Origin of the sequence: Paraconexibacter sp. AEG42_29, from assembly GCF_040581415.1 — a bacterium.
GTDB lineage: Bacteria > Actinomycetota > Thermoleophilia > Solirubrobacterales > Solirubrobacteraceae > Paraconexibacter.
In genome coordinates this window covers 1,573,277-1,595,546 of the sequence record NZ_CP114014.1, presented here as the reverse complement: position 1 = coordinate 1,595,546, position 22,270 = coordinate 1,573,277, and the positions used below count along the sequence as shown (strand labels likewise).

Annotated in this window: 23 protein-coding genes and 1 riboswitch; of the genes, 15 read left to right on the top strand and 8 right to left on the bottom strand. The window is 72.9% G+C overall.

The window, feature by feature from the left end; genetic code table 11:
- Positions 1-2 precede the first annotated feature (2 nt).
- The 3 genes from DSM112329_RS07700 to DSM112329_RS07690 all read left to right on the top strand — a co-directional run bounded on the left by DSM112329_RS07700 (position 3) and on the right by DSM112329_RS07690 (position 1,646).
- Positions 3-380, top strand: a complete 378-nt coding sequence (locus DSM112329_RS07700) for a hypothetical protein (RefSeq protein WP_354701228.1) — start codon at positions 3-5, stop codon at positions 378-380.
- Between the two features lie 7 nt (positions 381-387).
- Positions 388-621, top strand: coding sequence for a hypothetical protein (locus DSM112329_RS07695; RefSeq protein WP_354701227.1), 234 nt, complete (start codon positions 388-390; stop codon positions 619-621).
- Positions 622-737: 116 nt separating this feature from the next.
- A complete protein-coding gene (locus tag DSM112329_RS07690; protein ID WP_354701226.1) occupies positions 738-1,646 on the top strand; it encodes a hypothetical protein in 909 nt (302 codons plus the stop codon).
- Between the two features lie 13 nt (positions 1,647-1,659).
- Here the strand turns inward: DSM112329_RS07690 and DSM112329_RS07685 are convergent, their stop codons facing one another.
- Positions 1,660-1,896, bottom strand: coding sequence for a hypothetical protein (locus DSM112329_RS07685; RefSeq protein WP_354701225.1), 237 nt, complete (start codon positions 1,894-1,896; stop codon positions 1,660-1,662).
- 80 nt (positions 1,897-1,976) lie between these two features.
- Here DSM112329_RS07685 and DSM112329_RS07680 point away from each other — a divergent pair, with 80 nt between their 5' ends.
- Genes DSM112329_RS07680 through DSM112329_RS07670 form a run of 3 tightly spaced genes read left to right on the top strand, consistent with a single transcriptional unit; the run spans position 1,977 to position 5,598 of the window.
- Positions 1,977-2,885, top strand: coding sequence for a MoxR family ATPase (locus DSM112329_RS07680; RefSeq protein ID WP_354701224.1), 909 nt, complete (start codon positions 1,977-1,979; stop codon positions 2,883-2,885).
- Between the two features lie 10 nt (positions 2,886-2,895).
- Complete coding sequence (locus tag DSM112329_RS07675) at positions 2,896-4,317, top strand: VWA domain-containing protein (RefSeq protein ID WP_354701223.1); 1,422 nt, start codon at positions 2,896-2,898, stop codon at positions 4,315-4,317.
- A gap of 12 nt (positions 4,318-4,329) precedes the next feature.
- The gene (locus tag DSM112329_RS07670; protein ID WP_354701222.1) at positions 4,330-5,598 is read left to right on the top strand and encodes an acyltransferase; all 1,269 of its coding nucleotides are present in this window, start codon (positions 4,330-4,332) and stop codon (positions 5,596-5,598) included.
- On the opposite strand, the gene DSM112329_RS07665 is transcribed toward DSM112329_RS07670, so the two are convergent.
- Positions 5,535-7,397: an Ig-like domain-containing protein gene (locus DSM112329_RS07665; RefSeq protein ID WP_354701221.1), complete on the bottom strand. Its 1,863-nt coding sequence runs from the start codon at positions 7,395-7,397 to the stop codon at positions 5,535-5,537. The genes DSM112329_RS07670 and DSM112329_RS07665 overlap by 64 nt on opposite strands.
- A gap of 180 nt (positions 7,398-7,577) precedes the next feature.
- Here DSM112329_RS07665 and DSM112329_RS07660 point away from each other — a divergent pair, with 180 nt between their 5' ends.
- The 5 genes from DSM112329_RS07660 (at position 7,578) to DSM112329_RS07640 (ending at position 13,825) form a co-directional block, all read left to right on the top strand.
- Positions 7,578-9,272 (top strand): hypothetical protein, encoded by a 1,695-nt coding sequence (locus tag DSM112329_RS07660; protein WP_354701220.1) that lies wholly within the window; start codon positions 7,578-7,580, stop codon positions 9,270-9,272.
- Complete coding sequence (locus DSM112329_RS07655) at positions 9,269-11,128, top strand: hypothetical protein (RefSeq protein ID WP_354701219.1); 1,860 nt, start codon at positions 9,269-9,271, stop codon at positions 11,126-11,128. Before DSM112329_RS07660 ends, DSM112329_RS07655 begins: the two co-directional genes overlap by 4 nt.
- An 18-nt stretch (positions 11,129-11,146) precedes the next feature.
- A riboswitch (TPP riboswitch) is annotated at positions 11,147-11,232 on the top strand.
- On the top strand, positions 11,218-12,027 hold the full coding sequence (locus DSM112329_RS07650; protein ID WP_354701218.1) for an ABC transporter ATP-binding protein: 810 nt from the start codon (positions 11,218-11,220) through the stop codon (positions 12,025-12,027). It overlaps the preceding riboswitch by 15 nt.
- A 5-nt stretch (positions 12,028-12,032) precedes the next feature.
- Positions 12,033-12,779, top strand: a complete 747-nt coding sequence (locus tag DSM112329_RS07645) for an ABC transporter permease (protein WP_354701217.1) — start codon at positions 12,033-12,035, stop codon at positions 12,777-12,779.
- On the top strand, positions 12,776-13,825 hold the full coding sequence (locus DSM112329_RS07640) for an ABC transporter substrate-binding protein (protein ID WP_354701216.1): 1,050 nt from the start codon (positions 12,776-12,778) through the stop codon (positions 13,823-13,825). Before DSM112329_RS07645 ends, DSM112329_RS07640 begins: the two co-directional genes overlap by 4 nt.
- Before the next feature lie 5 nt (positions 13,826-13,830).
- Here DSM112329_RS07640 and DSM112329_RS07635 read toward each other — a convergent pair whose 3' ends face one another.
- Both DSM112329_RS07635 and DSM112329_RS07630 read right to left on the bottom strand, forming a co-directional pair.
- On the bottom strand, positions 13,831-14,841 hold the full coding sequence (locus DSM112329_RS07635; protein ID WP_354701215.1) for a hypothetical protein: 1,011 nt from the start codon (positions 14,839-14,841) through the stop codon (positions 13,831-13,833).
- Positions 14,842-15,005: 164 nt separating this feature from the next.
- A complete protein-coding gene (locus tag DSM112329_RS07630) occupies positions 15,006-15,326 on the bottom strand; it encodes a hypothetical protein (protein ID WP_354701214.1) in 321 nt (106 codons plus the stop codon).
- Positions 15,327-15,426: 100 nt separating this feature from the next.
- Here DSM112329_RS07630 and DSM112329_RS07625 point away from each other — a divergent pair, with 100 nt between their 5' ends.
- Together DSM112329_RS07625 and DSM112329_RS07620 are read left to right on the top strand one after the other, a co-directional pair.
- The gene (locus tag DSM112329_RS07625; protein ID WP_354701213.1) at positions 15,427-16,071 is read left to right on the top strand and encodes a sterol desaturase family protein; all 645 of its coding nucleotides are present in this window, start codon (positions 15,427-15,429) and stop codon (positions 16,069-16,071) included.
- On the top strand, positions 16,068-16,712 hold the full coding sequence (locus DSM112329_RS07620; RefSeq protein WP_354701212.1) for a methyltransferase domain-containing protein: 645 nt from the start codon (positions 16,068-16,070) through the stop codon (positions 16,710-16,712). Before DSM112329_RS07625 ends, DSM112329_RS07620 begins: the two co-directional genes overlap by 4 nt.
- A 564-nt stretch (positions 16,713-17,276) precedes the next feature.
- On the opposite strand, the gene DSM112329_RS07615 is transcribed toward DSM112329_RS07620, so the two are convergent.
- Positions 17,277-18,410, bottom strand: a complete 1,134-nt coding sequence (locus DSM112329_RS07615; RefSeq protein WP_354701211.1) for a hypothetical protein — start codon at positions 18,408-18,410, stop codon at positions 17,277-17,279.
- A gap of 16 nt (positions 18,411-18,426) precedes the next feature.
- Here DSM112329_RS07615 and DSM112329_RS07610 point away from each other — a divergent pair, with 16 nt between their 5' ends.
- The gene (locus DSM112329_RS07610) at positions 18,427-19,737 is read left to right on the top strand and encodes an aminotransferase class I/II-fold pyridoxal phosphate-dependent enzyme (RefSeq protein WP_354701210.1); all 1,311 of its coding nucleotides are present in this window, start codon (positions 18,427-18,429) and stop codon (positions 19,735-19,737) included.
- A 342-nt stretch (positions 19,738-20,079) separates the two neighbouring features.
- Positions 20,080-20,457 (top strand): hypothetical protein, encoded by a 378-nt coding sequence (locus DSM112329_RS07605; protein WP_354701209.1) that lies wholly within the window; start codon positions 20,080-20,082, stop codon positions 20,455-20,457.
- A gap of 99 nt (positions 20,458-20,556) precedes the next feature.
- On the opposite strand, the gene DSM112329_RS07600 is transcribed toward DSM112329_RS07605, so the two are convergent.
- From DSM112329_RS07600 to DSM112329_RS07590, 3 genes are all read right to left on the bottom strand, one after another.
- A complete protein-coding gene (locus DSM112329_RS07600) occupies positions 20,557-20,994 on the bottom strand; it encodes a VOC family protein (RefSeq protein WP_354701208.1) in 438 nt (145 codons plus the stop codon).
- A 61-nt stretch (positions 20,995-21,055) separates the two neighbouring features.
- Entirely contained in the window at positions 21,056-21,640 is a 585-nt protein-coding gene (locus DSM112329_RS07595; RefSeq protein ID WP_354701207.1) for a hypothetical protein, read from the bottom strand.
- A gap of 100 nt (positions 21,641-21,740) precedes the next feature.
- Positions 21,741-22,265, bottom strand: a complete 525-nt coding sequence (locus DSM112329_RS07590) for a hypothetical protein (protein ID WP_354701206.1) — start codon at positions 22,263-22,265, stop codon at positions 21,741-21,743.
- Between the last annotated feature and the right edge of the window lie 5 nt (positions 22,266-22,270).

Below are 22,270 nucleotides of genomic sequence, written 5' to 3'. Positions count from 1 at the left end.
CCATGACCGCCGATCACTACGACCCCCTCGCGCAGCTGCGCGACCGGATCCGCGACACACAGGAGGCGGCCGCCCGGCTGGCCGCCGAGGCCGAATCGGCCCGGGCCGGCGAGGACACGGGTCCCGGCGAGGCGCGCTGGACGAGCCCCGAGGACCATCAGCGGCGGACCACCGAGGTCCATGCGCTGGTCGCGCTGCTCGAGTCCCTGCGGGAGCTGATCCCGGACGAGCTGCGCGAGCAGTTCCGCGAGCTGCTGCGCCAGGTGCTGCTGCTCGCCCGCGCGCTCATCGACTGGTGGGTGGAGCGCATGGAGGTCACGCCGCCCACCACCGACGGGCGCGCCGGCGGCCCGGTCGTCCACGACATCCCGATCGCGTAGCACCGTCGTGGTCGGAGAGATCGCCAACTACATCGCGGCGTTCGCGGGCATGTGCGCGCTCGGCTACCTCATCTGGCTGGCCGCGCACACGGACACCGAGCGCACGGACGAGGACGACGCCCGGGCCTTCTTCGACGAGCACGGCCGCTGGCCGGACGAGCCCGAGGAGGCCGGGATCCCGCGGGCGGCGGGCTCCTACGCGGACGTGGACCTCCTCCCCCACCAGCGCGAGCAGGACTGAGCCGTGGGGCGCCCGGCCACGCGCGTAGACTACGAGCCAATGGCCGATGCGCCCGCAACGACCTCGATCGCGGCTGCCGCCCACGCGCGCAGCGACCGCAGGAAGCGACCGGCCTGATGGCCGACGGCCCACGTCCCGCCGGGTCCCGCGGCGCCGCGTTCGGCGGCTTCGTGCGGCGCCTGGGCGCGTCCTACCGGGGCCTCGAGAACGAGCAGCGGACCGCCGGCTACGCGGCGGCCGCGCTGTTCGTGACGATGTTCCTGCCGTGGTACTCGCAGACGGTCCTCGGCAACAACCCGCGGGGCGACAGGCCGAACGCAGCCGACGGGTCGCTGACGGCCTGGGGCGCGTTCTCGTTCGTCGAGGCGGCGGTGCTCCTGGTCGCGATCGGCGTCCTCTGGATGCTGTTCGCCCGCGGTGAGGGCAAGGCGTTCCACCTGCCGTTCGGCGACGGGAACGTGATCTTCGCGGCCGGGCTGTGGGTCTGCGCACTGGTCTTCTACCGCAACTTCGACAAGCCGTCGCCCGAGGCGGGCGCCGGGGTGGCCGTCACGGTCGGGGTCAGCTGGGGCATCTTCGTGACGTTCCTCGTCGGGCTCTTCCTCGCCGCCTCCGGCCAGCGCCTGCGCTCCGCGCGCCTCGTCGAGCCGCCGCTGCCCGGTGACGTCGCGCCGTCGGACGACCCGCTGCCCCGCGGCCGCCGCCGGCCGGGCGCCGCCGAGGCCTCGGCGGCCGCCCGCCGCGCGTCCGAGCCGGCCGCCACCGACGCCACCGCCGTCGCCCCGCCCGCGCTCCGCAAGGACCCGCCGGCCGACGCGGACCGCCGCCGGCGCCCCGAGCCCGACAGCTCGCAGACCGTCGTCGATCGCCGCGGCCCCTCGACCGAGAAGACCCTCTTCGCCGACGAGGTGACCGAGTTCCCGGCCCCGCGGCGCACGCCGGCGCCGCCGCCGGACACCGCACCCACGCGGATCGTCGACGCCGAGGACATCCTCGGCCGCGACGAGGACCCCGGCCGCCCGTAGCGGCCGTCGTCCCTCAGCAGGCCGCCGGGATGGCGCAGGGCCGCGGGTCGCCCCCGTCGCCCCCCGAGTACGACGCGTAGGCACCGATCATCATCGCCGCCGTCGCGAGGAACAGGATCGCCAGGCCGATCGCGACGATCTTGTAGTTCTTGTTGATGTGGCCGGCGAGGGTGATGACGAGGCCGAACGTCATGATCGCCAGCACCGGCGCAGCCGCGACATCGGCGAGGACGAACAGCGCGGCGGTCATCCCGGCGAGCATCGCACAACCCCCTCCCGGCACGTCCCGGCACGGCCCGTCAGCAGCCGATCGATACCCTTCAGCGCTCCATGACCTACGAGCCAACGTCCGTCGACGACATCGCCCAGGGCCTCCAGGACACCGGGTACCTCCCTGGGGACTCGACTGCGCTCGTCAGCTACCTCGCCGCCAAGCTCGGCAAGCCGGTCCTGGTCGAAGGTCCCGCCGGCGTCGGCAAGACCGAGCTCGCGAAGGCGCTGGCCAAGTCGCTGGACCGCCGCCTCGTGCGCCTGCAGTGCTACGAGGGTCTCGACGAGGCCAAGGCCCTGTACGAGTGGAACTACCGCAAGCAGCTGCTGCGCATCCAGGCCGAGGCGGACGGCGCCGGCTGGAACCAGGTCCAGGACGACATCTTCGGCGAGGAGTTCCTGCTCACGCGCCCGCTCCTGGACGCCATCACATCACCCGAGCCGGTCGTGCTGCTGATCGACGAGATCGACAAGACCGACCAGGAGTTCGAGGCGATGCTGCTCGAGCTGCTGTCGGACTTCCAGATCTCGATCCCCGAGCTCGGGACGATGACGTCCAAGAGCCACCCCGTCGTCCTGCTGACCTCGAACAACTCGCGTGAGCTGACCGAGGCACTGAAGCGGCGCTGCCTCTACCTATGGCTCGACTACCCGTCGCTCGAGCACGAGCTGGCGATCGTGAAGCTCCACACGCCGGAGCTGCCGGACACGGTGTCGCGCAAGCTCGTCGAGCTCGTGGCCACGATCCGCGACCTCGACATCAAGAAGCCGCCGTCGATCGCCGAGTCGATCGACTGGGCGCGCGCGCTGCTGCTGCTCGGCGCGACCGACATCGACGCGGACGTGTTCAAGTCCACGATGTCGGTCATCGTCAAGCACCGGACCGACCTCGACATCGTCGCGGACCGGGTCGGCGTGAAGCTGCAGTCGGCAGGCACCGCCCCACCCTCCAACGGCGCCGCCAGGTAATCAGCGTCCCGTGGCCGCCCCCCGCAAACCCGACGCACGCGCCGCCGCGCTCTACGGGAGCGCGGGCGACGCGGACACGGGCATCGCGGCGCGGCTCGTCGAGTTCGGCGAGGAGCTCCGCGGCGAGGGCGTGGCGATCGGGACGAGCGAGCTGCTGGACGGGTTCTCGGCCCTGGAGCTCGTCCCCTGGCAGGACCGCGAGCAGTTCCGCGTCGCGCTGAGCGCCACGCTCGCCAAGTCCCCCGAGGACCGCAAGATCTTCGACCTCGTCTTCGACCGCTTCTTCTTCCGCGCGGCGGAGCTGGCGGCGGTGCGCGAGGGCGTGCGCGAGGAGGGCGGGATCGACGCGGACGAGGCGTCGCACCTGGACATGGACGAGCTGCGCGAGCTGATCGCGCAGGCGATGCAGGACGGCGACGAGGGCGCGATGCGCGACCTCGCCCGGATGGCGATCGCCGCGTTCGGCCGTCAGGGCCAGGGCTCCGGCGTCATCGGCGTCGACGTGCAGCGCATCCGCCGCGCCCTCGGCCTGAAGTCCGAGCCCCAGCCGGAGCTGCCCCCGGAGGACCCGCGCCACGACGGCGTGCCCCGCGACCAGCTGCGGGCCTTCGAGCAGATGCTCCGGCGCGAGCTCGAGCGCGGCCAGATCGAGCGCCAGCAGCAGCTGCCGCCCGCCCGGCCGCTCAACGAGATCGACCGCGCGCTGCCGTCCGGCCCGCTGCAGGACCTCGCTGCGGTGCATCGCGTCGTCGCCCAGCTCAAGCGGCGGCTCAAGACCCAGGGCCAGGAGCAGCGCGGCTCCAAGCGCCACGCCCACGTCGACGTCCGCGCCACGATGCGCGCGTCGCTGCAGACCGGCGGTGTCCCCGTCGAGCTCAAGTTCCGGCCCAAGCGCCCGCGGCGGCCGGAGATCTACGTGCTCTGCGACGTGTCGACGAGCGTCACGAGCGCCTCCGTCTTCTTCCTCAGCGTCCTGCACGCGCTGCACGACTCGTTCCGCAAGATGCGCTCGTTCGTCTTCATCGAGCGCATCAGCGAGGTGACGGACATCTTCCACAAGGAGCGCGACTTCAAGAAGGTGTCCGAGGCGATCGCCAAGGACTCGGGCGTCGCGGACATCTCCGGGTACACGGACTACGGACGCGTCTGGAACGAGTTCCGCGTGCTCGTCGAGGACGACCTGCACCCGCGCGCGACCGTCATCGTGCTCGGGGACGCGCGGACGAACGGCCGGGACCCGAAGGCCGAGGTCTTCGCGCAGATCGCGGAGAAGGCGGGCCGCACCTTCTGGCTGAACCCGGAGCCGCAGCTCTACTGGAACTACGGCGACTCGGTCATCAGCGCCTACGCCGCCCACTGCCAGGCGTACGAGTGCTGGACCACGCAGCACCTCGAGGACTTCGTGAAGGCCCTGACCAAGCCGGTGACCTGAGGCCTCGGGTCGATGCCGCCCAGCCCACAGGTCGCCGCGGGACGATCAGGGCCTACGCCGCACTTCCGCTCGGGCGACCCCATCCGCGGGATCGCGTCCCTCGGCGTGGTGCTGTGCCACGCGGCGACGTCGGCGCTGTATGTGTCCGGGCACTTCCAGCAGTTCCTCGACGACGGCTGGAGCGGTCCGCTCGGGCCGGCGGGAGCGGTGATCGGCGCGGGCGTCGTGGGGGTGCCGATCTTCTTCGTCCTGTCCGGGTTCCTGATCGCCCGGCCGTTCCTGGCGGCGTACGTCGACGGGCGCCCGCAGCCCCGGGTCCCGGCGTTCCTCTGGAACCGGGCGGTGCGGCTGTTCCCCGCGTTCTGGGTCGCACTCGCCGCAGCGCTCCTGATCGCCGGGCTGCAGGGACGCACGGTGTCCGACCTGCCGCGGATGCTGCTCGTCTCCGAGCCGTGGGCCACGAGCCCGCTGCGCTTCCACCTCGGGCAGGCGTGGACGCTCGGCGTCGAGGCCCGCTTCTACCTGGCTGTGCCGCTGATCGGCAGCGTGCTCGTCCTCGCCGCCCGTGCGTGCGGCGGCCGGCCGCGGGGACGGGGGACGCGGCTGGCGCTGGTCGCGGTGCTCGCCACGACCGCGGCGGTCGCCGGCTTCGCGCTGGTCCCCCGCGGGAACGACCTCGAGTACTCCCAGCCGCTCGCGCACGCGCACGTCCTGCTCCTGGGGCTGCTCGTGGCGGCGGCCGACCTCGCGCTCGCCGGCCGGCGCAGCACGTCACGCCGCCTGAACCGCGCAGGGGCGTGCGCCGTCCTGGCCGCCTTCGCGACCTGCGTCTGGCTGGCGACGCGGGCCCCGATGAGCGTGAGCCTCCTGGGGCTCGACGGCGCCGACAGCGAGCTGGCGATCCTGGCGGCGTGCGGCGTCGTGATCGTCGGGGTCCCGGCGCTCCTGGAACGGCTGGGCGCCGCCCCCTGGCGGGTGCTCGACACCGCGCCGCTGCGCTGGCTGGGTGGCCGTGCCTACGGCCTCTACCTGTACCACTTCATGCTGCTCACGACGTTCTCGCACTGGCTGCCGACGCCGGACAGCTACCGCTGGGGGACCGTCATCCTGACCGTGACGGCGCTCCCGCTCAGCCTGGTGGCGGCGGAGCTGTCCTGGCGGCTGGTCGAGGCGCCCGCGCTGCGCCTCAAGCGCTCGGCGCAGCGGACGCCCCAGCCCTATTTGACGGAGAAGGCCAGGAACTTCGTGGTCGTTCCCGCCAGGGGCGACGCACCGTCGTAGTAGGCACGGACGCGCCACTTGCCGGCGCGCTTGAGCTTCTGCTTGAAGGCGAACGGCTTCGTCGCGGCGGACCCGCCCTTGTGGAAGGTCACCCACTTGGAGACGTAGCGCTTCCTGCCCGGCACCGTGCTCTTGACGCGCATCTTCGCGTAGTGCTGCCACTCGACCCGCACGCGGCCGGAGAGGGCCTTGTCCGCGGGGGCGGTCAGGCGGCCCTTGAACGAGCAGCTGCGCTTCTTGCAGCTCGGGTTCCTGCCGGACGGCAGCGCGATCTTCGTCGGGACGGCCGTCATCACGCACTTCGCGCCCTTGCAGATCGGGACGCTGGTGCTGGCGACGTTGCCGAGGGCGTCCTTGGCGTCGACCGTGAGGATGTGCGTGCCGTCGGCCAGGTTCGCGGCGCGCAGCCAGTTGAGCGTGACGGTGTCGCCGTCCTTGACGTCGTTGAAGCGGTAGAACGGCTCGCCGCCCTCGAGGCGGTAGGAGATCTGCGTGAGGCCGGCGGGGGCGACGCCCTCGTCCGCGGCGTCCGTGGCCGTCGCGGTGACGAGCAGCGCGGTCGTGAAGCCCACCCCCGGCGTCGGGCTGACGATCCTCACGCTCGGCGGCGAGAAGTCGCCGCAGGGCCCGGGCGCGCCGCCGTTCGACGCCACCACCGCCTTGAACGCGGCGAGCGCCGGCTTCGCTCCGAGGCCCGTGTTGACCAGGCCGTAGTGGTTGAGCTCGTCGAGCTTGTACATCGTCTGGTCGCTGAACGTGAACCAGGCGGCGACCGCGACGTACGGATCGCGCGCCATGCAGCCGAACGCCTGCGTGAGCAGCGCTGCCTGCTGCGCCTCAGAGACACCGCTCGGTGCCTTGCCGGCACTGCTGCCGCGGGCGCAGGACGTCGGCCCGCCGTTCGTGCTGCTCCAGCCGACCTCGGTCATCCAGATCTGGGGCTTGGCATCGTCGTTGGCCAGCATCACCGCGCGCACCGAGCGATAGCCCAGGAACGAGTACTGGTTGATCGGCCCGCCCGCACCGTTGCGGACGTAGAAGTCCGGGCCGAACCGCAGGCACGCGGTGTCGGTGTGGACCGCCACGCCGTCGAAGCTGCCCTTCAGCCCCTGCTCGTACATCGCGCTGACGAAGTCGAAGTTGTTGCCCGTCGTCGCGCCCATGATGATCGCCGCGTTGCCCGCGTAAGGATCTGCGGCCTTATAGGACGCCTTCAGGAGCTCGGCGTAGCGCTTCCACTCCGAGCGGTCGAGGTTGCCCGGGGCGTTCGGATCCTCCTTGCCGTGCCAGAACTCGAGCGCGTCCTGCTCGTTCCAGACCTCGTACGCGGCGACCTGTCCGACACTCCCGGTGCGCTGGACGAAGCGGGCGAAGAAGCTCGCGAACTTCTCGGGGTCCGTCGGGGGGACCAGGTGGTCGGCGCTGCTGCCGTTCGCCCACCCGGGGGCGCCGAGCACGACGAAGATCGGCTTCGCTCCCGCGGCGTTGATCTGCTTGACGGCGAGCTCGTACTGGTTCGCCAGGTTGGCCGCGCCCAGGTTCGGCGCGTTCTTGTAGCCGGGGTACTGCCCGGCCTGGTCGGGCTCGAGGACCTGCCAGTCGACGAAGATCCGGATGTACTTCGCCCCGGTCGCCAGCGCCGGCTGCAGGACGAGCGGCGAGATCCCGCTGACGTTCAGCGCGGGCGTCGCCGCCTGGGCGGCCCCGGCCCCAGCCCCGGCGAACGCGAGGATCGCCGCGGAGATCAGGGTGATCGGCAGGAGGCGCAGCGCGTGGCGGCGGCGCGGTGAGGGTGGCATCAAGCGGTTCCGCAGCAGGTCGGGAGGTCACGGGGCGCGCAGGGCCGGCCTGCCGCCTCCCCTAGATCGACGCGACCCCGCCCGTTCTTGAGCGGCCCGCGCGTTCGTCGACGACCTGCCGGACGGCGCAAGGTCGCCGGCGGCGCGCACGGTGGCGCCGCCTGCGAAGATTCGCGCCCGATGCTCCGGTTCTCGCTGCGGCGCTCAACGCGGCGATCCGCGCCCCTTCCGGTCGTCCGGCTCGTCCTGCTGCTCGCCCTGGCGGGCGCGTTCGCCACGCTGCCGTCGTCCGCGGCGGCCGCGGGGTACCCCGAGATGGTCGTCCAGGACGACGCCGCGCTGCTGCACCGCTCGCCCGAGCAGGTCGGCGCGACGCTCGACCGCCTCGTCACCCTCGGCGTCGGCCGGGTCCGCCTGACCGCGAACTGGTCGGTGCTGACCCGCGACGCCGACAGCCGCCTGCCGCCCGGCGGCTTCGACGCCACCGACCCGGCCGCCTACGAGCAGGGGCGCTGGCGCGAGCTCGACACCGCCGTCCGGCTCGCGCGCGCCCGCGGCCTGCGCGTCCTGATTGACATCGGCTTCTGGGCACCCGTGTGGGCGACGACCGACGCCGCCGGCCCGCGCGCCCGCAGCAACGTGGACGCAGCGGCGTACGGCCGCTTCGCGCTCGCGGTGGGCAAGCGATACTCAGGGACGTTCGTCCCCCCGTCAGACAGCGGCCCGCCCCCGGCGCCCACCGCGGACGACAACATCCTGGCGGCGCTCTTCGGGCCGCCGCGGGCGCCCGTCGTCGCGGAGCCGCCCGCCACGAAGCCGCTGCCCGCGGTCGACGAGGTGGCGCTGTGGAACGAGCCGAACCACCCGGCGCTGCTGATGCCCCAGTGGCGGACGCCCACGGCCGCCCCCACGAGCCCGGACGTCTACCGGCGCATGGTGCTCGTCGCCTATCCCCAGCTGAAGAAGCTGCGGCCGCGCCTGCGCGTCCTGATCGGCAACACGTCGAGCACCGGCGGCCCACCCGGGACGGGGACGGGCCCCACCCCGCCGCTGCGCTTCCTGCGCCAGCTCGCCTGCGTCGACGCCCGGCTGCGCCCCATCACCACCGGCGGCTGCCGCGGGTTCACGACGCTGCCCGGCGACGGCTGGGCGCACCACCCGTACAGCTCCGGCCAGTCCCCGGTCCGCCGCAGCATCGCGAGCCGGCCCGACGACGCGCGACTGGCCGACCTGCCGCGCCTGTCGCGGCTGCTCGACACCCTGGCCGGGCGGGGCCGCATCGCGCCCGCGAACCGCAACATCCACCTGACCGAGTTCGGCTACGAGACGCACGACATCGGGACGCGCAAGGGCCTCAGCGAGGGGCGGCAGGCCCACTGGCTCACGTGGGCGGAGTACCGCGCGACGCGGCTGCCGCGCGTCGTCTCGCTCGCCCAGTTCCTGGTCGGCGATCAGCTGCCGGCCGCGACCCGCGTCAGCGACTCGACCTCGCGGCCGTTCGGCGAGTTCTACACCGGCCTCTACGACGGCGACGGCCACGCCAAGCTTGCCGTCCGCTCGTTCACGACCGGGCTCTTCGCCCAGCGCCGCGGCGACGGACGCGTCCTGCTGTGGGTCCGCCTGCGCGGTGGCACCGGGACGCGGACCGTCGCCGTCGAGCGCCGGCGCCTCGACGGCAGCTGGGCCGCGCTGCGGACCTCGCCGGCGCCCGGTGCCCGCGCCGCTGCGCGCTTCACGACGGCGGCGCGGTCGGCCACCAGCCGCTACGCGCGGCCGGTCAGCGCCGACGAGGCCTACCGGATCGTGGTGACCGGCCGCGGAGCACGGGTGTCCGGGCTCGAGACGCTCGCCGAGCCGGTGTCGCCGGGACGATGAACACGGCCGCAGCCCACCGCCGCCCGCGCCTGCTCGTGGCCGTCGTCCTCGTCACCCTCGCCGCGTTGACGGCGTCCGCCGCCGTCCGCGCCGATGCCGCGCGCGCGGCCACCCCCGCCATCAACGTCACCGGGCTGTCGTCCCAGACCATCGGCGCGGCGCTCGCGACCGGGGCGAAGTACATCCGCCTCTTCGTCGACTGGAACCGCCTGGAGCCCGACGAGGCCGGGCAGTACCCGACCTATCGCAACACGCCGAACGCGGGCGCCGCGAAGCTGGCGGGCGACTTCGATGCCGCGCTCCGCCAGATCCAGGCCGGCGGCGCACGGCCGATCCTCGCGGTGCTGGGCGCCCCCGGCTGGGGCAACGGCAGCACCGACCACCTGGCCCCGCCCTACCCCGACCGCTACGCCGAGTTCTTCACGCGCTTCGTCCAGTACACCCGCAGCCTCAGCCGGGTCGCGGCCTACGAGGTCTGGAACGAGCCGGACGCCCCCGAGTTCTGGCACGGCGCGCGGGACCCGAACGCGCCGAACAGCCTGGACCGCTCGGAGTGGAAGCGCTACGGGGACGTGCTGCGCGAGACCTACAAGGCGGCCAAGCCCGTCGCCGGTGACGCGGCGATCCTGATGGGGCCGACGACCGGCGGCAACCACGACTTCGTCGCCGCCATGTACGAGCAGGGCCTGAAGGGCAGCTTCGACGGCATCGCCGTCCACACCACCACCGCGTGCCTGCGCTTCGGCCCGGACTTCTACGTCCGCAACGGGGCCGGCGGGCCGATCAACCAGTACTCCTTCCTGTCCTACCGCTCGGTCCGCGCGGTCATGCTGGCGAACAACGACCCCACGCCCCAGATCTGGATGACCGAGCTGGGCTGGAGCAGCACGGACGGCGGCCCGACCTCGTGCGAGCGTGGCGGGAGCACGGGCAAGTCCCCGAGCGGCGTCTCCGAGGCGCAGCAGGCCGAGCTGCTCACCCAGGCCTACGGCTGCCTGGCCCGCGACCCGTACGTCGCCGTGGCCGCCTGGTTCACGATGGCCGACAGCCGGGTCTACGCCATCGACGAGCTGAACCACTACGGCCTCGTCGACACCGCGCTGATCGCCAAGCCCGCGCTGGCCGCTTTCAGGTCGGTCGTGGCGGCGGACGGCGGCGGGGTCAGGCCGTGCGGCGACTTCACCCCGCCGACGATCAGCGTCCTCACCCCGGCGCCCCGCCTGGGCTTCACGACGGCGTTGCTCGTGCGGGCGATGGCGGTGGACGCCGCCGACCCCGGCGTCACCCCCGCGGGGGTCACCGAGATCACGTACCGGCTCGATGACGGGGAGCCGTTCTACCGCTTCACCGAGGCCAGGGACGGCGAGCCCGTCGCCCTGAACTGGAACGGCGCCGCGTTCCTCGCCGACGGGCCCCACACGCTGAAGGTCGACGCCCGGGACGCCCTCGGCAACGTGTCGAGCGCCCAGGTCCCCATCTGCAAGGGCGCGAAGTGCCCGCTCGTCCCCGTCCCGACGAAGATCGTGGTGCCGGCCCGCCGCAACCCGGCCTGCGTCAAGCGCACTTGCTCGTTCAAGGGGCAGCTGACGACCCGGGCCGACACCGCGCTCTACGGCCGCGTGCGCGCCGAGTGGCAGGTGCTCGTGAAGCGCCGCGCCAAGAGCCTCGTGAAGGGCCGCGCCCGGTTCGTCTCCAAGTGGGTCACGCTGCACCGCGGCGGTGCGTACGCGGTCAAGCCGTTCGTCTTCCGGCAGAAGCTGCGCCGCGCCGGCACGTGGCGCGTGCGCGCCTATTACGACGGCGCGTCGCCGCTGAAGGAGACGACCACGAAGTTCGTGACGTTCCGGGTCAAGTAGCCTGCCGGGTGCAAACCAAGGGGGGCTCGCGGACGCGGGCTGAGATAGCGCCCAGTCCTCCGGCGCTGACCCGTAGAACCTGTGGGGTAATGCCCGCGAAGGGAGCCATGTCGTCGCCGACCCGGACGCCGCCCGCGTCCGTCACCCTCGAGAAGCAGCCCGCCGTCGACCTCGACGGTGTCCGGCGCGTGTTCGCAGCCGGCTCCGTGGTCGCGCTGGACGGCGTCTCCTTGCGCGTGGATCCGGGCGCCGTGGTGGCCGTGGTCGGCCCGTCGGGGTGCGGGAAGTCGACGCTGCTGGACCTCGTCTGCGGCTTGCAGGCGCCGGACGCCGGGACCGTCCGCTCCCCGGCGCCCGCTGCACGCGGGGCGGCGACCGGGGCGGTGCTGATGCCCCAGGGCGACACGCTGCTGCCGTGGGCGTCCGCCCTGGACAACGCCGCCCTGGCGCTGCGGATCGCCGGGGTCGCGCGACCGGCGGCCCGCGAGCGTGCCCGCGTCGAGCTGGAGGCGCTCGGGCTCGGCCAGTTCGCGGACGCCCGTCCGGCGGCGCTCTCGGGCGGCATGCGGCAGCGGATCGCCGTGGCGCGGACGCTGCTGTCGGGCGCCGGCGTCATCTGCCTGGACGAGCCCTTCGGCGCGCTCGACGCGATCACGCGCGCTGACGCACAGCGCTGGCTGACGGCGACGCTGGCCCGCGAGCCGCGGACCGTCCTGCTCGTCACGCACGACACCGAGGAGGCTGCGCTGCTCGCCGACCGGGTCGTGGTGCTGTCGGCGCGGCCGGGACGGGTGGTCGCCGACATCCCCGTCCCCCTGCCCCACCCGCGGGTCGCGACCGACGCCGCCGTGGTGGCGGTCCGGGCCGAGGTCCTCGCGGCCCTGGAAGCGGGGCGCTGACGCTCATGCTCGCCGTTCTGATCCTGCTCGCGTTCCTGGGCGGCTGGCAGGCCTACGCCGACCTGTCGGACATCGACGAGTTCCTGCTGCCGTCGCCGACGGACGTGCTGAGCACCGCCTGGGAGGACCGCGGCCTGCTCTGGGACAACTTCCAGGTCACCGCGCAGGAGATGGGGATCGGCCTCCTGATCGCGATCGTGCTCGGCGTCGGCCTCGCGCTCGCGCTGCACCGCTGGGCCCAGGTCCGCCGCGGCCTCTACCCGCTGCTGATCGCCTCCCAGACCGTGCCGATCGTGCTGGTGGCGCCGTTGCTGGCGGCGTGGCTCGGCTACGACCTGACGCCGAAGCTGATCATCGTCGCGCTCGTGTGCTTCTTCCCCATCGTCGTCCCGACGCTCGACGCGCTCGCGGGCGCCGACCCGGGCCGGCGCAAGCTGATGGCCGGTCTGGGCGCGTCCCGCTGGCAGCAGCTGCGCTTCGTCGAGGCGCCGTCCGCGCTGCCCGCGCTGTTCACCGGCACCCGGCTGGCCGTCGCGATCGCCGCCATCGCCGCGGTGCTCGCCGAGACCGCCGGCTCGGACGCCGGCCTCGGGCACCTGATGACCCAGTCCATCCCCCAGCTCGAGACCGCCCGCGCGTTCGCCGCCGTGGTCCTGCTGTCGCTCTTCTCCCTGTCGCTGTACGCCGCCTTGACGCTCGCCGAGCGCCGGGTCGCCCCCTGGGCCCACCCCCCGAAAGGACCTGTCCTGTGATCCGCCGTCCCCTGCTTGCCGCGTGCCTGTCGTCCGTGCTCCTCCTCACCGCCTGCGGTGAGAAGCAGGACGACATCGGCGCCGCGCCGCGCACGCAGAAGCTGTCCCTGATGCTCGACTACTTCCCGAACGCCGACCACGCGCCGATCTACGCGGCGGTCGGCAACGGCGCCTTCAAGACGGCGGGCCTCGACGTCGACATCCAGACGCCGGGCGACCCGTCGACCCCGCTGAAGCTCGTCGCGGCCGGCAAGGTGGACGTCGCCATCTCCTACGAGCCCGACCTGCTGCTCGCGCGGGACAAGGGCGCGAAGCTGATCGCGATCGGGGCGCTCGTCCAGAAGCCGCTGACGTCGATCATCTCCCTCCCAGCGGCGAAGATCGCCAAGCCGGCGGACCTGGCCGGCAAGACGGTCAGCACGGCCGGCATCCCGTACCAGTCGGCGTACCTGAAGACCATCCTCGAGCAGGCCGGCGTGAACCCGAGCCGCGTGAAGGAGGTCAACGTGAAGTTCAACCTGGTGCCCTCGATCCTCTCCAAGAAGGGGGCCGACGCGACGCTCGGCGCGTTCTGGAACTACGAGGGCGTCGAGCTCGAGCGGGCAAAGAAGAACCCGCAGATCCTGAAGGTCGACGACCTCGGCGTCCCCACCTACAACGAGCTCGTGCTCGTCACGCGCGAGCAGGACGTGCGCGACCGCGGCCCGCTGCTGCGGCGCTTCGTGCAGGCACTGCAGTCCGGTGCGCTGGCCGTCAAGGCGGACCCGACGGCCGGGGTGGACCCGCTGATCGCCGCCTCCAAGGACCTCGACCGCGGACTGCAGCTGGCGTCGGTGAAGGCCACGCTGCCGGTCTTCTTCCCGGCCAAGGCATCGAACCCGTACGGGTGGCAGGAGCCCCGTGAGTGGCAGGCCTTCGGCGAGTGGATGAAGCGCAACAAGCTGCTCGAGAACGAGCCGAACGCGGCGGCGTTCACCAACGAGTTCCTCCCCGGCGAGGGCGGCAAGCCGGCCGAGAGCTCACCCAACGAGGTCCAGCCCGGGTAGGCGCCTCAGGTGATGCCGGCGCGGACGATCGCGCCGGCGTCCACGCCGGCGGCCCCGAGCGCGTGGGCGCCCGCGAGGCCTGCCCACTCCTCGTACGGTGCGAACCAGGCGCGCACCTCGTCCTCGGTGGCGCGGGTGGCAAAGCGGTCCCCGCCGGCCTGCAGGCGCCCCACGAGGACGACGAACGACAGGTCCCCGGCCGGGAGGCGGTCGTACCGCGCCTGGCCCATCAGGCCGAGGATGTCGAGCGTCCAGCTGCCGATCCCCGGGATCGCGCGCAGGCGCCGCCAGCCGCGCTCGTGGTCGGGGTCGCGGAGGTCGACCCGGCCGGACGCGACCTCGCGAGCGGCCCGGATCAGGCTCAGCGACCGGCCGCCGGACAGGTCGCACGACTGCAGCCAGGCGGGCGCGAGACCCGCGAACGTCGCAGGCGCGGGGACGTCGACCAGCCTCCCGGTCCCGTCCCAGCTGGGCACGCGGACGCCGTGCCGCCGCAGGATCGCCCGCTGGATGAGGACCGCGCGGTCGAACTCGATGAGCTGCTCGGTCACCGCCCAGGCGAGCGCCTCCCACGGCTCGGCGCGGCAGCCGGGCCGCAGGAACGGCCGGGCGCGGACCGACGCGCCGATGAGCGGGTCGTCGCGGAAGCGCTCCAGGAACGGGCGGATGTCCGCGTCCACACCGAGCGCCGCGCGCCAGCGGTCGATCGCGGTGCGGGCGGCCGCGCGGTCGTGGGCGCGGGCCCCGATGACGATGCGGTTCGGTGCCGGCTGGGCGACGCGGAGCACGACCGGGTGCCCGTCGACGTGCAGCGCGCGCTCGAGGACGTCGCCGCGGCGGCGAACGACACCGTCGCGCCCGGCGCGCGGGAGCCGCATCGGCGAGCGCGGTGTCAGGTCGGCGCGCTCCTCGACGCTCCACGGCCGTGCGGCGGTCGTGCCCGCGCCCGCCGGCGTCCTGCGGCGCGGCGCGGCGGGACGCGGGGGCGCCGCGGCCGTGGCGGTCGGCGGCTGCACTTAGTGGAGCTCCCGGCAACGTTCACCGGGTTCAGTCCGCGCCGCGCGGCGCTGCGGCGCACCCGCCGATCCGCAAATACGCCCGGTATGAGCTGAATCGGCGGGCACACCGCAGCATCCACGCTGCATCGGCCTCGGCCCGGCGAACGTTGCCTGACGCTCCACTAGGTCCGCTCGCGCGTCTCGAGGACGTGGACGTCGATGAGGAACGACCGCGTGGCCACGACGGACGTCCGCGGGAGGCCCCGCCGGCGCCGGCGCGACCCGAGCGCCTTGCGCCCCTGGACGGCACGGACCACGGCGACCGTCACGGCACCGGCCGCGAAGCCGGCGGTGGCGACCGCGGCGGCCTGCGCGATGACGGGCAGGACGGGCCGGACGGGGTCGGCGGCGGTCGACGCGCCGCCGGGCGCGAGCGCCGGCACGGAGTCGCTCGCTTCGACGATCCCGTCGACCTCGAGCACCTCGTCGTCCGCCTCTTGCACCGACGGAATGCTACCCCCGGCGGCGGGCGGACCGAAGAACCCGCGCAGGTGCTGGGGGAACGGCGGGGCAGTCGGTCGCCTTTACTAGGCTACGCACGTCATGAGCGATGGTCAGGCACCCGAGTATCCATCCCGCACAGACGAGCTGCGCGCGTCCCCGCCGATCTTCGGCTCCCCGCTGCTGGACCGCTTCACGCGCGTTCATCCGATGGTCGTCCCGTCGCTGTTCGTCCCGATCATCGTCGCGTTCGCGGTCATCGCGGTGCGCGACGGGCTCGGGACCCCGGACCTGGTCGGCTGGATCCTCGTCGGCTACGTGGTGTGGACGTTCACCGAGTACTGGCTGCACCGCGTCGTCTTCCACTTCGCGCCGGAGACCGGCATCGGCGCCCGCCTGCACTGGATGATCCACGGCGTCCACCACGACCACCCGAACGACCCGCTGCGGCTCGTGATGCCTCCGAGCGCCTCGCTGCCGCTGGGCGCGCTGTTCGTCCTGCTCTTCAACCTCGTGCTGCCGTTCGACGCGGCCTGCGCGCTCAGCAGCGGGTTCTTCGCGGGCTACCTGGCCTACGACATGATCCACTACGCCGTGCACCACCGGCCGCCGAAGGGCCCGATCGCCCGGCGCCTGCGCGAGCTGCACATGCGCCACCACTTCCAGGACGACACCACCGGGTTCGGGATCAGCGCGCCGTACTGGGACGTGGTCTTCCGGACCGCGCCACGCTCGCGTCGCGGGTGACCGCGGTCGTCACGGAGCCGGTCGACCTGCGGGACGGCCGGGCGCCGCTGCTGATCACCCGCCCCGCCTCGAGCGACGCGCTGATCGACGAGGCGGCGTTCGCGGCCGGGGACGAGTACCTGCCCTACTGGGCCGAGCTGTGGCCGAGCGCGGTCGTCCTCGCGCGCCGCGTGGCCGCGGCGGACCTGCGCGGGCTGCGGGTGCTGGAGGTCGGCTGCGGGCTGGGTCTTCCTGCGCTGGCGGCCGCCCGGGCGGGGGCGACGGTCGTCGCGACCGACTGGTCGGCGGACGCGGTCGCCGCCGCGGCGGGCAACGCGGCCGCAGCGGGCTTGACCGGATCCGTGACCTGCGTGGTCGCCGACTGGCGCGACCCGGGGCCGCTCGTGGCCGCGGGCCCGTTCGACGTCGTCCTGGCCGCCGACGTCCTCTACGAGGCACGGGCGGTGGCCCCGCTCCTGACCCTCCTGGCGACCTTGAACGCACCCCAGGTCATCTTGGCCGACCCCTCCCGAGCGACCGCGGAGCCGTTCCTGGCCGGCGCCACGGCGGTCGGCTGGTCGATCACGTCGACGCAGGCGGAGGACCGTCCGATGGTCCGCGTGCACGAGCTGCGCCGGGATGGAACTGCTGTGCCGCCGTGACCAGGACTCTCCGGCGCTGACGCCGACGCCCGCGCGGTCGAGGCGACCCGCGAAACCGCAGGCTGAAGACGGCCCGATACGCCGGTCGGCGGTGGCGGCCGCGGTGCGGCGCGGTGCGGCGCGGCCGACGGACGGCGGGAACGACTCGCTCGATGTGCCACCACCCGCCACCCGCGCACGTGGTGGCACATCGAGCACCCACGCCGATGGGATCAGGCCCGGCCCGCGACCGCCGAGGCGTGCTCCGGAGGGTGCGGCCGACAGACTCGTTGCCTGACAAGCAACCACCGGCCCCTGCCGCGAGTGGCCCAGCGACACTGATCGCGGTCGGTGGGCCGACGGTCGCGGCCCGGAGCGGCGTCCGGCCACAGACCCGTTGCCTGACAAGCACCCACAACCCATCGAGCGGGGGTAGGGGCAACGCGCGTGTCGAGGGTGGTGGGCCGACGGTCGTGGCCCGGAGCGGCGTCCGGCGCCGAACCACCGAAGTCCCTTACATCGATGCCCCGGCGCCCCAGCCGCGGAGGGCCATGACCGGCCGCCCGCCACCCGCCACAGAAAGACCTACTCCCCGAACACCCGCTCATACATCCGATACCGCTTCACCACCCGCCCCCCCATGGCCTCCATCCCGCGGTTCATGGCCTTGTTCGTCTCCAGGATCCAGCCCATCTCGCCGCCCTTGAACTTGGTTACCGCCGCCATGTCGAAGTGCTCGACGTAGAGCTTCGCCGCGACCCCCGTGTGCTGGTACTCCGGCTTGACCCCCAGCCAGCCGACGCGCACGCGGTCCATGTACTTCTTCTTACGCAGGAAGTGGTACCAGCCGAACGGCAGGATCCTGCCGTTCATCTTCGCCAGGAACTGGTTCGCGTCCGGGAACGTCATGGCGCTGGCGACGGCCTCGCCGGTGTCGGTCCGCTCGGCGACCATCATCCAGTCGCTGTCGAAGACCAGCTGCAACTCCTGCCCGTAGGCGTCGAGGTCCTTCTTGCCGTACGGGACGAAGTCCCAGTTGCGCTTCCACGCCTCGTTGTAGATCTCGCCGAAGACGTCGAGGTCCTTGCGCAGGCTGCGCCGGGTCATCTTGCGCAGCCTGATGCCGTGCTTGGGCTCCACCTGGTCGGCGAGCTCGAACAGGATCGGCAGCATCTTCGCCCGGTCGGCGACCTCGAGGTTCCACATCAGGAGGTCCATGGCTTTGACCATGCCGGCCTCCTCCATGCGCTCCTGGTAGTAGGTCGGCTGCCACGGCTGGCGGACCATCGGCCGCAGGTCGAAGCCCTCGATCAGGATCCCGCACTCGTCGTTCATGACGAAGTCCATGGGGCCGACCATGCGCTCCATGCCGCGCGCCTGCAGCCACGCGTGGGCAGCGCCGAGCAGCGCCTGCAGCACCGCGGGATCGTCCTCGAACTCGAGGAAGCCGAAGCTGCCGTGCGCGCGGCCGTGGTGCTCGTTGTACGCGTGGTTGATGTGCGCGGTGATGCGCCCGACGACCTGGCCGCCGCGGCGCGCCAGGAAGTACTCGGCGTCCCCGTGCGCGAAGAACGCGTTCAGCCGCCGGTTGAGGAAGATCCGCCGCTCGAGCTTCAGCGGGGGCACCCAGAGGGGGTGGTTAGCATGCAGCCGGAACGGAAGGTCGATGAACGCCTTCAGGTCCCCGCCGCCGGTGACCGGGCGGACGTCGACACTCACAGCCGGAGATTCCCACATGCCGCCCACAGACGCCGTCCCCACCACGCCCGATGTCTTTGCGAAGGTCCGCGGCCATGAGCGCGCCGCGATCCTCGCCGCCGCCCGGGAAGCGGACGTCCTGCCGTACTTCCACACCCTGACCTCTCCCGCCCTCCCCGTCGTGCAGATGGAGGGCGCCCGTCGCATCATGCTCGGGTCCAACAACTACCTCGGCCTCACAGGCGACGAGCGCGTCATGCAGGGTGCCCGCGACGCCCTCGAGCAGTACGGCACGGGCCTCACGGGTTCGCGCCTGCTGAACGGGACGATCCCGCTGCACCTCGACCTCGAGCGCGAGATCGCCGAGTGGATGGGCACCGAGGACGCGATCATCTTCACGACCGGCCACCAGGCGAACGTCGGGACGCTCGGCACGATCCTCACGGTCGGGGACACCGTCGTCGCGGATTCGGGCGACCACGCGTCGATTCTCGACGGCTGCCTGCTGTCCCGCGCCAAGCTGCGCCCGTTCCGCCACAACCGCCTCGACAAGCTCGAGAAGGCGCTCCAGCGGGCGCAGACGGACGGCGGCGGCGTGCTCGTGGTGGTGGACGGCGTGTTCTCGATGGAGGGCGACATCGCCCCGCTGCCCCAGATCTGCGAACTGGCGGAGCGCTACGGCGCCCGGCTGATGGTCGACGAGGCCCACGGCGCCGGAGTGCTGGGCGCACGGGGCGCCGGCGCCAGCGAGCTCTACGGGGTCGAGGACCGCGTCGACCTGCGGATGGGGACGTTCTCCAAGTCGCTGGCCTCCTGCGGCGGGTTCATCGCCGGCAGCCATGAGGTCGTCGAGTATTTGCGCATCTCCTCCCGCGCGTTCCTGTTCACCGCCAGCGCCGTCCCGGCCGCCGTGGGTGCGGCGCTCGCCGCCCTGCGGGTCATGCGGTCGCCGGACGGGCCGCCGTTGCTGCAGCAGGTGCTCGACAACGCGCGCTACCTCCGTGACGGCCTGGAGGCGCTGGGCTACGCGGTCGTCGCGCCGCAGGACGTCGGCGACGACGTCACCGCACCCGGCGTCGTGGACGGCACGATCGTCACCCCCATCGTCCCGGTGCTGGTCGGCGACGACTGGAAGGCCGCTCTGCTGTGGAAGGCGCTGTACGACGGGGGCGTGTTCGTGAACACCGCCCTCCACCCCGCGGTGCCCCCGGGCGGGGCGCTCCTGCGGACCAGCGTGATGGCCACGCACGACACCGCCGTGCTCGACGAGGCGCTCGCGGTGTTCGCGTCCGTGAAGACCGCGTTCGAGGCGGAGCACGGTCCTCTCCCCGGCCCGGGCTCGCACTGACCGGCAACCATATTTTCGATGTACGCCAATCTGGGTTATAGAGGCCGATATCAGGTTGGACGGATCGACGGGACGGGGACGATTTTCCCGCTCTGAGCGCGTGTTACGGGACTTCACACGTTGACCGGGGAGCGGCCCCTCGCGTACGGTCCTCGAAGCGTTCGTCGGACGCAGGGATCGGAGTGAGTGACCGGATGGACGTGCCGCGGAGGCACGTCGAGCCGGCACCTGACTCGTGCCTCACCGGGTTTCCCTGCCTTCCCGACGACGCTGCCGTACCCGCAGGAATCTGACCACTGACGAACGTGGTGTCCGCCATCCCCGCGGACGCCAGGAGGACGCATGAACGCAGACGCGACGATCACCCGCGCGCCGCAGCATTTGCGCGCGCTGGCACGGGCAAACGAGGTCCGGCTCGCACGAGCCGACCTCAAGAAGCGCGTGTCCGATGGTGAGATCAGCGTGGCGGACGTGATCCTCAGCGCGCCGTGGGAGACCGAGACCATGCCGGTCCTGGACCTCCTCATGAGTCAGCGTCGCTGGGGCCTCACCCGCTGCCGCCGGTTTCTGCAGTCTGTCCCGATGTCGGAGAACAAGCCCGTGGGCTCGATGACCGACCGTCAGCGCAAGGCGGTCGCCCGCATGCTCACGGCGATGCCCTCACCGGCTACCGCCGGCGCGACGCGGCGCCGCCGCGAGCCGGTGGCCGTCGCGGTCTGACGTCAGGACGCTGTACCTGCCGCGACGGTCGCGGGCGTGGCGCACGTCGCCCGCCCGTGACCCGTCGCAGGCCGGGCCAGGCCGGGCCGACCCGCTCGATCAGGCGTTGGTCGTGATCTCGAGCATGTGGCCGTCGGGGTCGCGGAAGTAGATCGAGCGCAGGCCCCCGCGCTCCATGACGTCGGTGCACTCCGTCCCGCGCGAGCGCAGCCAGTCGCGCCACGCGACCTGCTCCTCGCCGCTGCCGACGCCGAACGCGAGGTGGTGCGTGCTGCCGCGGCCGACCGTCCCGTCCGGCAGCTGCGGGTACTCGAGGAAGGTCACGAGCGTGCCCGGCGTGCCGTGGCCGTCGCCGAACCACACGTGCCTCGCGCCGGGATCGTCCGGGTTGCGCTCGTCGCGCTCGACGGCGAGGCCGAGGGTCTCGCGGTAGAAGGACGTGGTGGCCTCCAGGTCGGAGCTGATGAGCGTCACATGGTGCAGGCCGGTCAGGCGCATGCGCCGCGGGGCGTCGGACGAGGGGGGCACGTCGGGCATGGCAGGCATCTTCCCAGAGCCAGGCGCGCGAGCGTCCGGTCGCACGCGGTGCGGAGCCCGGCTACGCGCGGAAGCCGAGGCCCCCGGCCCGGCGGGCGAACGCCCCGCGCAGCACGAAGAAGGTGAGGGCGAAGGTGATCGCGCCGACCCCGAGGATCAGCTGCTGGTTCGCGCCTGCGATCAGGTACACCGGCACCATCGGGACGAAGACGGTCGCGCCGGACAGCAGCGTCGTATGGGAGCGGTAGCCGGCGAAGTGCTCGCGGATCGCGAGTTCGACCGCCGAGACCGCGATCAGCGCGAACCCGATCAGCAGCAGCGGGATCAGGATGTCCCCGCCGACGACGAACGCGACGATGATCAGGATCAGCCCGATCAGGATGCAGAGCTCCACGAGCGGGAACGGCGACCACGGCGCCGGCGGCGCCTCGTCCCGCCGCGCCCGGCGGGCCACCGGCTTCGCGTGCGGGCCGCCGCTACCCGCCGCGCCGGGCGCCGCGGGACGGCGCGGCTTCGCGCCCGAGCCCGTGGAGCCGGCCTTCCACTGGGGCTTGGCCGGCGCGCCGCCGGAGCCGGAGGCGGACGGACGGCGCGGTGCCCCGCCGGCGGACGGAGCCGAGCTCCGCTTGCGACTGCGCTTGCCCATGGCCGCTGATCCTACGCAGGCCCAAGGCGCGGCGGGGCGCCCGCGGGCGGGTTGGCGCCCACGGGTGTGCGGTGCGGCCGGATGGCTGACGCGCGCGGCGTCAGCCGGTGGCTAACGGACAGCCGCTGCTGAGCTTGACGTGCCACCAGCCGGCGAGCATGCCGATGATCCCGACCCGTGGCCGGACCTGGTACACGCCGCACCCGGGCTCGCCGAGCTCCTTCAGCGTGACCCGCACGTACTTGTGGCGCTCGGGCTCGCGCAGCATCCGCTCGAGCAGGGCACGCCGCTCGGCGTACTCCGCCCCGCGCTGGGCGACCGTGACCCGCGCCCCGTGCAGGCGGGCGGCGAGGTCGTCGCGGATGAGCTCGAGCTCCCCGAGGTCCAGGAGCCGCGGTCCGCGGACCCGCGCCGCGACGTCGACGGCGAACCGGTCGCGGCCGAAGGCCTCGATCAGGGTGTCGGCCAGGTCGCGTTCCAGGCGGGCGATCTGGCCGCGCAACGCCGCGCGGGCAGCGCGCTCGTCGGGGCCGGCCGGAGCGACGGGTACGCGCCCGGGAAGGGCGGGACCACCGGGAACGTCGACCGTGGGCTGCTGTGTCGTCTCGTGGTAAAGGACCGTCATCACCT